At 38.4% G+C, this 14,217-nt stretch carries 10 protein-coding genes, 1 tRNA gene and 1 pseudogene; all 12 read left to right on the forward strand.

All coding sequences use genetic code 11. The features are described from left to right. The first annotated feature begins 77 nt into the window (after positions 1 to 77). Positions 78 to 806, forward strand: coding sequence for a WecB/TagA/CpsF family glycosyltransferase (locus CP355_RS01165; protein WP_025005398.1), 729 nt, complete (start codon positions 78 to 80; stop codon positions 804 to 806). A gap of 7 nt (positions 807 to 813) precedes the next feature. Next, entirely contained in the window at positions 814 to 1,914 is a 1,101-nt protein-coding gene (locus tag CP355_RS01170; protein WP_025005399.1) for a glycosyltransferase family 4 protein, read from the forward strand. 84 nt (positions 1,915 to 1,998) lie between these two features. Further along, positions 1,999 to 3,477, forward strand: a complete 1,479-nt coding sequence (locus tag CP355_RS01175) for a nicotinate phosphoribosyltransferase (RefSeq protein WP_025005400.1) — start codon at positions 1,999 to 2,001, stop codon at positions 3,475 to 3,477. Next, positions 3,474 to 4,304, forward strand: coding sequence for an ammonia-dependent NAD(+) synthetase (nadE, locus tag CP355_RS01180; RefSeq protein ID WP_087175884.1), 831 nt, complete (start codon positions 3,474 to 3,476; stop codon positions 4,302 to 4,304). The genes CP355_RS01175 and nadE overlap by 4 nt, the downstream gene beginning before the upstream one ends. Before the next feature lie 189 nt (positions 4,305 to 4,493). After that, positions 4,494 to 7,163 (forward strand): calcium-translocating P-type ATPase, PMCA-type, encoded by a 2,670-nt coding sequence (locus CP355_RS01185; protein WP_098043716.1) that lies wholly within the window; start codon positions 4,494 to 4,496, stop codon positions 7,161 to 7,163. A gap of 86 nt (positions 7,164 to 7,249) precedes the next feature. Continuing rightward, positions 7,250 to 8,403 (forward strand): annotated as a pseudogene (locus CP355_RS01190) (CDP-glycerol glycerophosphotransferase family protein). 4 nt (positions 8,404 to 8,407) lie between these two features. Further along, a complete protein-coding gene (locus CP355_RS01195) occupies positions 8,408 to 9,838 on the forward strand; it encodes an oligosaccharide flippase family protein (RefSeq protein ID WP_087363290.1) in 1,431 nt (476 codons plus the stop codon). Between the two features lie 2 nt (positions 9,839 to 9,840). After that, positions 9,841 to 10,539, forward strand: a complete 699-nt coding sequence (locus CP355_RS01200; RefSeq protein ID WP_087175888.1) for a glycosyltransferase family 32 protein — start codon at positions 9,841 to 9,843, stop codon at positions 10,537 to 10,539. Then, the gene (locus CP355_RS01205) at positions 10,527 to 10,997 is read left to right on the forward strand and encodes a SprT family protein (RefSeq protein WP_087235693.1); all 471 of its coding nucleotides are present in this window, start codon (positions 10,527 to 10,529) and stop codon (positions 10,995 to 10,997) included. Before CP355_RS01200 ends, CP355_RS01205 begins: the two co-directional genes overlap by 13 nt. 65 nt (positions 10,998 to 11,062) lie before the next feature. Further along, a tRNA-Leu gene (locus CP355_RS01210) sits at positions 11,063 to 11,150 on the forward strand. Positions 11,151 to 11,234: 84 nt separating this feature from the next. Continuing rightward, the gene (locus CP355_RS01215; protein WP_025005407.1) at positions 11,235 to 11,882 is read left to right on the forward strand and encodes a glycoside hydrolase family 73 protein; all 648 of its coding nucleotides are present in this window, start codon (positions 11,235 to 11,237) and stop codon (positions 11,880 to 11,882) included. Between the two features lie 85 nt (positions 11,883 to 11,967). Next, entirely contained in the window at positions 11,968 to 14,214 is a 2,247-nt protein-coding gene (gene pcrA, locus CP355_RS01220; protein ID WP_098043717.1) for a DNA helicase PcrA, read from the forward strand. Positions 14,215 to 14,217 lie beyond the last annotated feature (3 nt).

Genomic DNA, 14,217 nt, shown 5'->3' on the forward strand with positions numbered 1-14,217 from the left:
TTGAATATCATACGCGTACTTGCTTATTCCAATGGTAAAATAGATACTAGATGAAAAGACGCGTGAGGTGTGTGGAAATGGATAAAGTTAATATTTTAGGCGTTAATTTTGATAATAAAACTTTTAATCAATTTCAAAATGAATTTATTAGTCGACTGAATGATCACTTATCTACTTTTGTAGTAACTGCTAATCCTGAAATCGTAATGGCAGCTAACGAAAACCCAGAATTCATGAAAATTTTAAAAAATGATACAGATTATATCACTGCGGATGGTATAGGTATTGTTAAGGCGGCTAAGATGATTAAGCAGCCACTACCTGAAAGAGTGACGGGTTATGACTTGTTCACTTGGTTAATGAGTGTGGCTAACGACCGCGGCAGTCGCGTCTACCTGATTGGTGCTAAGCCGGCAGTAATTCATGCTGTGCAAGCTAAGGTAGCTAAAGAATACCCTAATATTAACTTAGTCGGCGCAGAAGATGGCTACTTTAAGGGAGACTTAGATTTAGTGGCTCGTAGAATTCAAAAAACTCAACCAGATATGGTCTTCGCAGCGCTAGGTTTTCCTAAGCAAGAAAAACTGCTAGCTATTTTACGTAGAAATGAAACTCCAGCCTTAATGATGGGCGTAGGTGGCAGTTTTGACGTTTTCTCTGGCATGGTCAAAAGAGCACCGGAAATTTTTCAAAAGACGCATCTAGAATGGTTCTATCGTTTGATTACTAATCCATCTCGTTTTAAGCGAATGATGGTATTGCCTAAATTTGTTGTACGCGTTAAGCAATCGAAGAGAGGAAAATAATTAATTGATGAAGGTTTTGCATGTAAATGCTGGTCTTGAAAATGGTGGCGGTTTATCACATATTGTTAATTTATTAACTGAAGCCAAAAATGAAGGTAAAGATTTTGAATTATTGACTTTAGCTGAAGGTCCTGTAGCTCAGGCGGCTCGTGCAAAGGGGATTACTACCCATGTGCTTGGTGCTAATAGTCGTTATGATTTGGCTAGTTTACGTAAGTTAACCCAATTTATTAACAATGGACATTATGACATTGTGCATACGCATGGGGCTAGAGCCAACCTTTTTCTTTCTCTAATTTATAAAAAAATCAAAGCAACTTGGTGCATTACTGTGCATTCAGATCCATACTTGGATTTTGAGGAGCGTGGCATTTTAGGAAAAATTTTCACCAAGCTTAATTTGCGTGCGCTAAGAAAAGCTGATTGTGTTTTTGCAGTCACTAATCGTTTTGCACAGCTGCTCATTAATAAAGTCCAAGTGGATAAAAGTAAGGTACATGTAATTTATAATGGTATCTTTTTCCACAGCGATAGTGAGATTCCCGCTAAATATGAGCATACTTATTTCAATATTATTAATGTTGCCCGTACTGAAAAGGTTAAGGGCCAAGAATTGCTTTTAAAAGCTGTTAAAAAACTGGACGACCAACATATTCGTTTGCATATTGCAGGAGATGGTAGTCAGCTTGAGGCTTTAAAGGCTTTGACCAGACAATTAGACATGGCACCGCAAGTAACCTTTCACGGTTTTATGACTCATCATCAACTTAGCGGCTTATATAAGCGAATTGATTTGGCAGTTCTTACTTCATATTCAGAGAGTTTTCCACTTGTGCTTTTAGAAGCCACAGATAATTTAATCCCAATTTTGTCCACAGATGTTGGGGATATTCACAAGATGATTCCTGGGCCAGAGTACGGCTTTATTGCTAAAACCGGTGATATTGATTCGATTGCAAAGGCAATTGGCGAAGCGGTAGATAAGTCAAACAAAGAATTGCGTCAAATTGCCAATAATGAGAAACGTTATGCGGAAGAACACTTTTCTGTAAGAAATCAATTAGAGACAATTCAAAAAGTTTACGACACATTGTCAAAAAACGTCTAAGAAAATCAAGTTCAAAAATAGCAATGTGATAGTATTGGCTGTATAATAATGAAAAATGAAATTTTAATTACAGAAAGGGAAACAATGTTTTACCCAGAATTAGACAAAGACGATTCACTCGCTTTGCATACTGATTTATACGAAATTAATATGATGTATACCTACTTCAAGAAAGGGATTGCCGATCGCAATGCTGTTTTTGAAGCTTTTTATAGAACTGAGCCATTCGGCAACGGTTATGCTGTTTATGCTGGTTTGGAACACATTATTGATTATTTAAAGAATTTAAAGTTTAAAGAAAGCGACCTGCAATATCTGAAAGAGCAGGAAGGCTATGATGATGACTTTATTGATTACTTGCGCAATTTAAAGCTCAAGCTCACCATCCGTTCAATGAAGGAAGGGGAATTGGTATTTGCGAACGAACCAATCCTTCAAGTTGAAGGTCCTCTTGCTCAATGTCAATTAGTTGAAACTGCTATTTTGAACATCATCAACTTCCAAACTTTGCTTGCTACCAAGGCTGCAAGAATTAGATTGGCAGTTAAAGATGATAGTTTGATGGAATTCGGTTCACGTCGTGCCCAAGAAACTGACGCAGCTATCTGGGGTGCACGTGCCGCTTACATCGGTGGTTTTGACTCAACCAGTAACGTTCGTGCCGGTAAATTATTCGGTATTCCAATCACCGGTACTCATGCTCACGCTTTAGTTGAAGCATTCGGCAGTGAATACGAAGCCTTCAAGGCATACGCTGAAACCCACAAGGATTGTGTCTTCTTGGTAGATACTTACGACACTGTTAGAAGTGGTGTGCCTAACGCAATCAAGGTTGCTAACGAAATGGGCGACAAGATCAACTTCTTAGGTGTTCGTATCGACTCCGGCGACATGGCCTACATTTCTAAGCAAGTTCGTAAGGAATTGGACGATGCCGGTTATCCTAATGCTAAGATTTTTGCCTCAAACGATTTGGACGAAAACACCATCACTAACTTGAAGATGCAAGGTGCCAAGATCGATGTTTGGGGTATCGGTACTAAGTTCATTACCGCTTATGACCAACCAGCCCTTGGTGCAGTTTACAAGTTAGTTGCCATGGAAGACGAAATGCACGCAATGCGTGACACCTTGAAGATTTCTTCTAACGCAATCAAGGTATCTACTCCAGGCAAGAAGCAAGTATGGCGTATCAGTGCTAACACTGCTAAGAAAAATGAAGGTGATTGGGTATCTCGCTATGACGAAGACCCACGTAAGTTTGACGCATTGTTCATGTTCCACCCTCAATATACTTACATCAACAAGGTGGTTACTGATTACACTGCTATTCCGCTTTTACACGACATCTTTAAGGAAGGTAAGCTCGTTTACAATCAACCTAGCCTTGATGAAATTAAAAAGTTTGTTGCTGATAATTTGGATGGCTTATGGGATGAATACAAGCGTAGCTTGAACCCACAAGAATATCCAGTTGATTTATCACAAAACTTGTATGAGAGTAAGATGGATCTTATTCAAGATATTCGTCGTAAGATTAGAGAAAGAAGCATTGGTCGATGAGAGAGTTACAAAAAGAAATTATTGCCTATGAACATGTTTTACCTGAAATTGATCCTAAAAAAGAAATCAGACGTTCAATTGATTTTTTAAAGGATTATTTAAAGGCTAATCCATTTTTGAAGTCATATGTGTTGGGCATTTCTGGTGGTCAAGATTCTACTTTAACTGGTAAGCTTTGCCAAATGGCAATTGAAGAAATGCGTGAAGAAACTGGCGATGATTCTTACCAATTTATCGCTGTACGTTTGCCATACGGCGTTCAAGCTGATGCTAGTGATGCTGCAGATGCTGTAGCTTTTCAAAAGCCTGATCAAGATTTAATTGTTAACATCAAGGAACCAGTAGATGCTATGGTGAAAGTAGTTGAAGCTAGTGGCCAAAAGATTACTGACTTTAACAAGGGTAATATCAAGGCTCGTCAAAGAATGGTTGTGCAATATGCCATTGCCGGTGCTAACAAGGGTGCCGTAGTTGGTACTGATCATGCTGCTGAAAACTTTAGTGGTTTTTACACCAAATTTGGTGATGGTGCCGCTGACTTAACTCCACTGTTCCGCTTAGACAAGCGCCAAGGCAAGATGCTTTTGAAGGAATTAGGTTGCCCTGCTCATCTTTATGAAAAGGCTCCTACAGCTGACCTTGAAGAAGAAAAGCCAGATTTGCCAGATGAAGTTGCTTTGGGTGTAACTTACAAGGAAATCGATGACTACCTTGAAGGCAAGGAAGTTAGCGATAAAGCAGCTGATCAAATCGAAAAATTATGGAAGAAGAGTGAACACAAGCGTCATTTGCCAGTTACTGTTTTTGATGATTTTTACAAGAAATAATCATTCACTAAAACTTGTTAAAGATTCAAAACCTTCTTATAATGAACTTGATCATAAGGGAGTAACGGCAATTTGCTTGCGGTAAATCCAACAGCCGAAGTAATCACTTCTGGATTTACCTTAATTTGTGAGACTTATGTGCTACAAGCATGTAAGTCTCTTTTTTATTATGAGAAAGGATGAAATAAAATGGCTCGAAAATATTACACAGAGACAATTCCCGATGTCGTTGATAATTTGAATACCGCCATCGACACTGGCTTGTCTAGTGAAGAAGCCAAAAAGAGATTAACAAAGTATGGTCCGAATTCTCTTGCTTCTAAAAAGAAGAAGAGCATGTTCATGCGCTTTGTTGATCAATTTAAAGATTTTATGATCATTGTTTTGATCATTGCTGCAATTCTTAGTGGGGTAGTTGCCCATGAATGGACAGACGCCGCAATTATCATGATCGTGGTTATTCTGAACGCTGTTTTAGGGGTAATTCAAGAGGCACGTTCTGAAGCTGCGATCGACGCATTAAAGCAGATGGCAACGCCGAGTGCGCATGTGCGGCGAGATAATGCTATTGTACAAATTCCAAGTACAGAACTTGTACCAGGCGATATTGTCTTGCTTGAAGCTGGAGATGTTGTTCCAGCTGATCTGCGGTTAATTAGAGCACATAGCTTAAAAATTGAAGAAGCTGCTTTAACCGGTGAATCGGTTCCTGTTGATAAAAGCGATGAAACTCTTCAAGGTGATGACATTGCCTTGGCTGATCGAATTAACATGGCTTATTCTAGTACCAATGTTACTTATGGTCGCGGTGAAGGGATTGTCGTTGGAACAGGGATGAATACCGAAGTTGGTAAGATCGCCACGATGCTTAACAATGCCGATGAAACCGACACTCCTTTGAAGGGAAACTTGAACCATTTAGGCAAGATCTTGACGATCATGATTTTGGCTATTTGTGTGATTGTGTTTGTTGTCGGGATGTTTACCAAGCAAGGCACGGAGCCAATGAATGCTTTGCTGATTGATATGTTCTTAGTTGCTGTTTCACTTGCCGTAGCTGCTATTCCAGAAGGACTTCCAGCAATTGTTACGATTATTTTGGCTTTAGGTACGCAAACAATGGCCAAACACAAGGCTATCGTCAGAAAATTGCCAGCTGTTGAAACTTTAGGTGCTACTGACATTATTTGTTCAGATAAGACTGGTACTTTGACCCAAAACCGGATGACCGTCGAAAAGATTTTTTATCGCGGCAGTTTGCATGATGATAATGATGAAATCGAGGAGGACAATCCGGCCTTATTATCAATGGTCTTGGCCAATGACACAAAGATTGAAAATGGTGGGGACTTGCTAGGTGATCCTACCGAAACGGCTTTGATTCAATATGCTTTTGATCAAAACATTAATGTTCATGACTTGCTTGAAGAACACAAGAGAGTGCAAGAAGTACCATTTGATTCAGAACGTAAGTTAATGAGTACCGTTAATAAGTATGGCGATAAGTTCTTTGTTGCCGTTAAGGGTGCTCCTGATGAATTACTTAAGCGCGTAACTTTGGTCAAAATTAATGGTGAAATTTCACCAATTACTGCAGAGCAAAAACAAGATATTTTACAAACTAACAAAGATATGGCTAAAAAAGCCTTGCGTGTCTTGGGTCTAGCTTACAAGATAGTTGATCAGACTTACGATGATCCAAGTACTGATAACGTGGAACAGGATTTAATTTTTGCAGGACTTGTTGGCATGATTGATCCAGAACGGCCTGAAGCAAAAGCTGCCGTAGCCGAAGCTCACAGTGCTGGTATTAGAACCGTTATGATTACTGGTGACCACCAAGTAACGGCTCAAGCGATTGCGGAAAGATTGGGGATCTTAGAGCCAGGACATGACGAACGTGTTTTGACTGGTGCACAGCTTGATCAATTAAGCGATGATTACTTTACTAAGCATGTTGGTGACTATAACGTTTATGCTCGTGTGTCGCCAGAGCACAAAGTAAGAATTGTGAAGGCATGGCAGGCAAATGATAAGATCGTTGCCATGACTGGTGACGGTGTTAACGACGCTCCAAGTTTAAAGCAAGCTGATATCGGGATCGGTATGGGAATTACCGGTACTGAAGTGTCTAAAGGTGCTGCCGATATGGTCTTAGCCGATGATAACTTTGCGACAATTGTTGAAGCAGTTAAGCAAGGACGCAAAGTCTTTAGCAATATTCAAAAGGCTATCCTTTACTTAATGAGTTGTAACGTCGGTGAAGTGTTAACCGTCTTTATGATGACGATGCTGGGCTGGGATATCTTAGCTCCAGTGCAGCTTCTTTGGATTAACTTGGTAACTGATACCTTGCCAGCCATCGCCTTAGGTGTGGAGCCGGTTGAAGATGGTATCATGAAGCGTAAGCCTCGTGGTAAAAAGTCCAACTTCTTTAGCGGCGGTGTAGCTAGCTCAATTATTTATCAAGGTATTTTGGAAGGAATCCTAGTATTAGGTGCTTACCAATTTGGTCTGCATGTTGGTCCACATATTGATAATCCTGCTTTGCAGCACGGGGATGCTTTAACTATGGCTTTCTTGACCTTAGGCTTGATCCAATTGTTCCATGCAATTAATTCAAAGTACTTACACCAATCTATTTTTAGAAGACATACTTTTTCTAACAAATGGTTCAATGGTGCGATCATTATCTCTGCTTTAGTGATGTCAGCTGTTGAATTGCCATTTATGACTAGATTCTTTGATGTCACTGAACTTAATGGTGCACAATGGGCAGTTGTTTTAATTGCCGGGCTGTGCATGATTGTGATTGTCGAAATTGTTAAATTCTTTGAAAGAAGAGCCGGAAAAAGATAAAGTTTGCCAAAATAAACGAAAAAAGCTTGAGTAAACTCAGGCTTTTTTTGTATGCTTAAATCAGATTATTTTGAGGAAGTTATCAGATGAAAAGTTTTTTATTCCGCCTATATTTATCATTGATGAAATTTAGAGCGCATTTTACGACGATGGAAAATAATAATATCGTTATCTTAAATGGCTCAGGTCGGTCAGGTTCAAATGGCTATGCCTTTTATAAATGGCTATTGCTTAATCATCCCGAATATAACGTCAGCTTGATTGAACCATGGCCATCATCTCACTTGAAATGGGAAGCCTGGCAAAAGATCGGTGCGGCGCGTTACGTCATTACAACGCACCAACCATTTAAAGTACGCAAGCATCAAATTAACGTTCAGCTTTGGCACGGTGTTCCACTTAAGCGGATGGGGATCATGGCAAACAATACGCGCTATCGTGATAATAAGCGTAATGAAAAATTGTGGCATAAGAATGCAGATATCGTCGCTTCAAGTTCAGATTTGTATGAGACGCTCATGAGCGCCTGTATGGCGATCGAAACTGAAAAGTACCATAAGTTAGGCTTTCCTCGTCTAGATCTACTAGATAAGCCTGTTATTAGCAAAAAGCAATTATTAAAAGATTTGTTTAACACTACTGATTCAGAAGCACAGATCGGGATTTACATGCCTACGTTTAGGTATGAGTTAGAAGATAAGACGATTATGGATAAAATCAAAGAAGGTAACTTTTTTGCATTTGAAGACTTCGATGGGGAAAAATTAAACGCCGAATTAGCTAAGCGACATCAATACTTAATTGTGAAATTGCATCCCTACGAAATGCGCTTATTCGCTAACTTCAAGAGTAATTATTCCAACATTGCCTTTTTAAACAATGATTACTTATTTGACCACAATTATGATTTGTATGAACTCTTGGGCGATACCGATTTCTTGATGACCGATTTTTCATCGATTTATTTCGATTATCTGCATCTTAATAAACCGATTGTCTTTGTCACTAACTTCTTACAGCAATATAAAAAGACGCGTGGACTTCTGCTTAGTCCGTATGATGAAATTACACCGGGTATTTGCGTTAATTCAGAAGCGGAATTAATCAATAATTTGGATCATCTTGATAATCAACAAATTGTCAATCGGCGTCTTTACTGGCTGCATTTAACCAGTGAGGCTAAGGGTGATTCATACTGTCAAAATGTCTTTGAATATATGATCAAGAATATCGAGGTTAAGGTATTGCGTAAAACATTTTTAAATATCTTATATAATGCGGTTTATCAGATCTTTATCGTTTTAGTACCGCTGATTACAGTACCCTATCTTTCAAGGGTATTAGGGCCAAAAACTTATGGAATCTACAGTAGTGTTAATAACACAGTCCAATTTTTGATGATCTTTTGTATTTTGTCAGTTTCTTATGTGGGGATGCGGACGATTTCAAAAACACGGACGTATGGTACACCTGAAGATTTAACTAAAGCATTTTGGGGATTATGGTATTTCCAGGGGATTGCTGGGATTATTACTATTGCTTTTACTGTTTTTATTACTACAGTATTCCATATTCAATATTGGTTTTATCTATTATTAATGGTGCCATATTTGATTTCTGCACAAGTGGATATCTCATGGTTCTTCCAAGGGTTAGCCGACTTCGGCCGAGTTGTTTTGAAAAATACTTGTGTAAAACTAGTCAGCGTTGTATTGATCTTATTATGGGTAAAATCACCAGCAGACTTGTGGAAGTATTTGTTAATCATGTCGGTTTCGACTATGCTTGGGTCCTTTGTCTTTTGGTTTGACATTCACCGTTATGTAGGCAAGCCAGTCGCTCATTTTTATAAGTTCAAAAAGACGGCAATTGCGATTGGTACGCTAATGATTCCGCAGATTGCGACCCAAATTTATACATCGTTAGATAAACCAATTTTGGGGCTTTTTTCAAGTTCAACCCAGGTTTCTTTTTATGATAATTCGCAAAGAATCTCAAACATGATCTTAGGCGTAATCACTAGTATTTCGCTTGTTATCATGCCGAAGATGGCCAGTGAAGGAAAAGAAGCACAAAAGGTAGTGATGAAGAAGTCCCTAGAAGCCACGGTAATGTTGGGGACATTATTTGCAGTAATCATTATGGCTAATACTAAACAATTCGTGCCATTCTTTTTCGGAAATCAATATATTCCAATGACACCGTTGATGTTTTGGTTTACCTTAACCATTATCATGATTCCAACCGGTGGGGTTTTTGCTAATCAGTTTGCTCTGGCTAATAGTCGGGACCGTGATTATGCTTTTCCGGTCGTAATTGGAGCGATTTTAGAAATTGTTTTAAGTTACGTGCTAGACCGTCCATATGGTGCGATGGGAGCAATGATCGCCATTTTAATTACTGAATTTGTTGTGTTGATACTTAGACTGTGGGTAGTACGCGATGGCTATCAATTTACATATGTCTTTCATGATGTGCCTAAATATATTGCAATTGCTTTGATTACCTTAGCTGCAGGGATGCTGATGCCTAACTTTATTTCATCTGCATTTTTCAATATGGCAGTTAAATCAATTATCATGCTCGTAATTTATTTGGGCTTGATGTTCCTGTTTAAGTTGGACTTTAACGAAGATATTGTTAAACTGCTCAAGAATTTCTTTAAACGAGGTTAAAAATGATACCAAAAATAATTCATTATGTTTGGGTAGGTCATAATCCTAAGTCAAAAATAATTAAAGAATGTATTGCGACCTGGAAGAAAAATTTGCCTGCTTATCAATTCATTGAATGGAATGAAGATAATTTTGACATGCATGAAAATAAATATATTGAGCAGGCCTATCAGGCTAAAAAATGGGCCTTTGTTTCTGACTATATTCGTGCACGGGCAATTTATGAGCAGGGTGGTATTTATTTGGATACCGATGTGCGCGTAATTGATGATCTAACTACTTTGTTAAAAGATCAGGCTTTTATTGGCTTTGAGAACAAAGATTATCTCTCAGCCGCAATTTTTGGTGCGGAGAAAAAGCATCCCTTCATGCAAGATATTTTAGATTATTATCAAGATCGCAGTTTTGAATTCGATTCTCATAATCAAATGGCAGGAGTCAACAGCATTTCGGTTACTGACATCTTGATAGATAAATATGGTCTAAAAATTGGTAATAAAGAACAAATGCTTAAAGAGGGCATTCATGTTTATCCAGACGGCGTATTGTGCAATCCTTCCAAAGATTCCAAGTCTATCCATCTTTTTACAGGGACTTGGATGAACGGCAAGCATTCTTTTAAGCATAAGATCGTAACGGATTTAAAACGTCATATCAATACTCCAAAACAGGCTGGGCGATATGCTAAATGGATTCGGTAGAATTACAAAATTTAATAGAGCAAATTTCTCTGCAATGTTTTAATAGACCATTTTTGCATCAGATAAAAATCAATCGCCGAATGACGACAACAGGTGGACGTTACCACCTTGATGATCATCATATTGAAATTAATGCGCATTTTTTAGCGCCACAATATCATGAATATTTGGTAGGCATTATTAAGCATGAATTGTGTCACTATCACTTGCATTTATTGCATCGTGGTTATCATCATCGCGATCGTGATTTTAAAATTTTGCTCCAAAAAGTAGGTGGCAGTCGCTATGCACCCGATATAGGCTTGCGTCGGCGTAAAAAATTTAATTATATTTATGTCTGTGAAAATTGCGGCTTGCATTATCCGCGTATGCGCCGAATTAATACTAGAAGGTATAGATGCGGTAAATGCAAGAGGCAGCTGCGTTTAGAGCAAAATTTTAAAGTTTCTAATAAATAAATTTAAATTATTTTCAATTTTCCCTTGCACATCTCTTAGATTTAGTCTATTATAGTTGATGTGCCGCGGGCGTGGCGGAATGGCAGACGCGCAAGACTAAGGATCTTGTGATCGCTTTAGATCGTGGAAGTTCGAGTCTTCTCGCCCGCACCAATTAAGAAGTCGCAGTGAGCGACTTCTTTTTTTTACACAAAAATAGGTTATACTTTACTTAATGAATTAAAGGAAATAAGTATTATGGCAAAAAAGCGTAAGTCAAGGATACCTAAAAGCGTAAAGACCGTTGTACGTGTGTTTATCATTTTGTTTATTTTGTTAGTGGCATATGTAGGTTTTCATTACTACAGAAGATATGCAATTCAATCTGAACAAATTAGACAAGCACAACTGCAGCGTGAACAAGAAGCCGCAAAATTATTACGGCAAAAGAAAGCATTTATTAAAAAGATTGGGCCGATTGCCCGTGAAGTAGATAAATCATACGATTTATTACCAAGTATTACTGTTGCCCAAGCTTGTCTTGAAAGTAATTACGGGCAAAGCGATTTATCACAAAAATATAATAATTTATTTGGAGTGAAGGGAACTAATCCTAATACTTCTGCGGTGATGACAACTAAGGAATATGTTAAGGGCAAGTGGATCACTGTTAAGGCACGCTTTCAAATTTATGATTCATATGAGGCATCGATTAGAGCCCATGCGCGTCTATTCCAAAATGGAACGACTTGGAATCATCAACAATATAAGCATGTCTTAGCTTCTAAAGACTATAAGACTCAGGCGAAGGCTTTGGTTACTGATGGCTACGCTACCGATCCTGATTATGCGGATAAATTGATTAATTTGATTGAACAATTTGATTTGGAAAAATATGATAAGTAAAAGTAAAGCAGCAAAATGAATGCTGCTTTTTTTGGTATAATATTCGAGTTGCATTAGTAAATTTATTTTTGTGAAGGGGACAATAATGAGCGAAAAATCTATCTTAGCCGGTTTGAATCCGCAACAGAAAAAAGCGGTTGAAACTACAGAAGGACCACTGTTGGTCGTTGCTGGGGCAGGTTCTGGTAAAACTTCTGTTTTAACTAGACGAATAGCCTACTTAGTTGAAGAAAATCAAGTTGCACCATGGAATATTTTAGCCATTACCTTCACCAATAAGGCGGCTAATGAAATGCGTGAGCGTGAACAAAAATTGCTAGGGCCAGCCGCTCAAAATATTTGGATGTCGACTTTCCACGCCCTTTGTGTTCGAATTTTGCGTAGAGACGCTGATAAGATTGGCTATAGTCATAACTTTTCTATTGCGGATTCTGCAGAACAATTGACTTTGGTAAAACATATTGAAAAGGATTTGAACATTAATCCTAAGATGTACGATCCACGTGGAATTTTGTCTGCTATTTCTAATGGAAAGAACGACTTGCTTGATCCTAAGGCTTTTGCTGCAAGTGCTAGTTCACCTTTTGATAAAATGGCAGCTAAGGTATATGAAGAATATCAAAGAAGACTGCGCCGTGATCAAATTATGGACTTTGACGATTTGATTATGCAGACTTTGGTTTTATTTAAAAAAGATCCAGATACTCTTCATTATTATCAAAATAAGTTCCGTTACATTTTGGTAGATGAATATCAGGATACTAACCAAGCTCAGTATGAACTCTGTCATGCATTAGCTGCACAATATAAAAATATTTGTGTAGTTGGGGATGCTGATCAGTCAATCTATGGCTGGCGTGGTGCTAACATGGAAAACATCATGAATTTTGAGCAAGATTACAAAACTGATGGAGTTAGAACTGTTAAGCTAGAACAGAATTACCGTTCAACTGGTCATATCTTATCAGCCGCAAACTCAGTGATTAAAAATAATCAGAACCGTAAGGCAAAGAATTTATGGACTGATCAAGGCGAGGGTGCCAAGGTTACTTATTATCAAGCTCAAAGTGGTGATGATGAATCCCACTACATTATTTCGAAAATTAAGGAAGAAGTAGAAGCTAAAAAACGCACTTACAAAGATTTTGCCATTCTTTATCGAACTAACGCCCAATCACGTACAGTCGAAGAAGCTTTTGTTAAATCAAATATTCCTTATCAAATCGTGGGAGGTCACAAATTCTACGACCGTAAAGAAATTAAGGACATTATGGCTTACTTGAAGTTGGTCGCAAATCCTGCGGATACAATGAGCATGAATCGTATTATCAATGTGCCTAAGCGTGGTATTGGTGCAGCGACTGTGGATAAGTTGTTGGCATTTGCGGATGAAAATCACTATAATGCCTTGGATGCCATGGATCATGTGGCAGAAAGTCCAATTAATACCAGAGCTGCTAAAAAGTTAAGCGATTTTGGCACAAAATTGAGGGATGCAATAGCTTATGCACAAACGCATGGCGTAACTGGTTTAACTGAAAAGATCTTGTCTGACTTTGAATATACTGATGCTTTAAGAGCAGAAAATACTATTGAAGCTGAAACTAGATTAGAGAACTTGGATGAATTCTTATCAGTTACTAAGCGTTTTGATGATCATTATGAGCCCGATGAAGATGAATCAAATCCGTTGAGTGACTTCTTGGCAGAAGTTTCATTATTGAGCGATCAGGATGATTTAGATGAAGATGATAATCAAGTTGCTTTAATGACTTTGCATGCTGCTAAAGGTCTAGAATTCCCAGTTGTTTTCTTGGTCGGCATGGAAGATGGGTTGTTCCCATTGCAGCGAGCAATGATGGATGATAATGAACTTGAAGAAGAGCGCCGTTTAGCTTATGTAGGAATTACTAGAGCTAAGAAGGAACTTTATTTGACTAATGCATATTCACGGATGATGTACGGTCGTATGCAAAATAATCCACCTTCAAGATTTTTGGATGAAATTGATCCTAAAGATTTGCAAAAAGAAGAAAGCAATCAACTTCAAAGTAGCTTTATTAAATCTAATTTTCAATCACAACCTGCACCATTTGCGCGTAAAGCTGAACGAGCTCGTGCCCAAGTTTATACTGCTAAAAAGGCTTCTGGTGCTGTAGGTGCCGAAAAGAAAGGCTGGAGTGTTGGCGATCAAGTTGAACATAAAGCTTGGGGCCGCGGTGTTGTAACCAAAGTCAATGGCACAGGGGAAGATATGGAATTAGATATTGCCTTCCCAGATAAAGGAATTAAGCGTCTTCTAGCAGCTTTTGCGCCTATTAAGAAGGTATAATAA

The sequence above is a fragment of the Lactobacillus sp. UMNPBX4 genome (assembly GCF_002554115.1).
Taxonomy (GTDB): domain Bacteria; phylum Bacillota; class Bacilli; order Lactobacillales; family Lactobacillaceae; genus Lactobacillus; species Lactobacillus gallinarum.

Coding starts and splice junctions, on each gene's coding strand:
- CP355_RS01165 (WP_025005398.1), top strand. CDS start 78: ATGGATAAAGTTAATATTTTAGGCGTTAATTTTGATAATAAAACTTTT.
- CP355_RS01170 (WP_025005399.1), top strand. CDS start 814: ATGAAGGTTTTGCATGTAAATGCTGGTCTTGAAAATGGTGGCGGTTTA.
- CP355_RS01175 (WP_025005400.1), top strand. CDS start 1,999: ATGTTTTACCCAGAATTAGACAAAGACGATTCACTCGCTTTGCATACT.
- nadE (WP_087175884.1), top strand. CDS start 3,474: ATGAGAGAGTTACAAAAAGAAATTATTGCCTATGAACATGTTTTACCT.
- CP355_RS01185 (WP_098043716.1), top strand. CDS start 4,494: ATGGCTCGAAAATATTACACAGAGACAATTCCCGATGTCGTTGATAAT.
- CP355_RS01200 (WP_087175888.1), top strand. CDS start 9,841: ATGATACCAAAAATAATTCATTATGTTTGGGTAGGTCATAATCCTAAG.
- CP355_RS01205 (WP_087235693.1), top strand. CDS start 10,527: ATGGATTCGGTAGAATTACAAAATTTAATAGAGCAAATTTCTCTGCAA.
- CP355_RS01215 (WP_025005407.1), top strand. CDS start 11,235: ATGGCAAAAAAGCGTAAGTCAAGGATACCTAAAAGCGTAAAGACCGTT.
- pcrA (WP_098043717.1), top strand. CDS start 11,968: ATGAGCGAAAAATCTATCTTAGCCGGTTTGAATCCGCAACAGAAAAAA.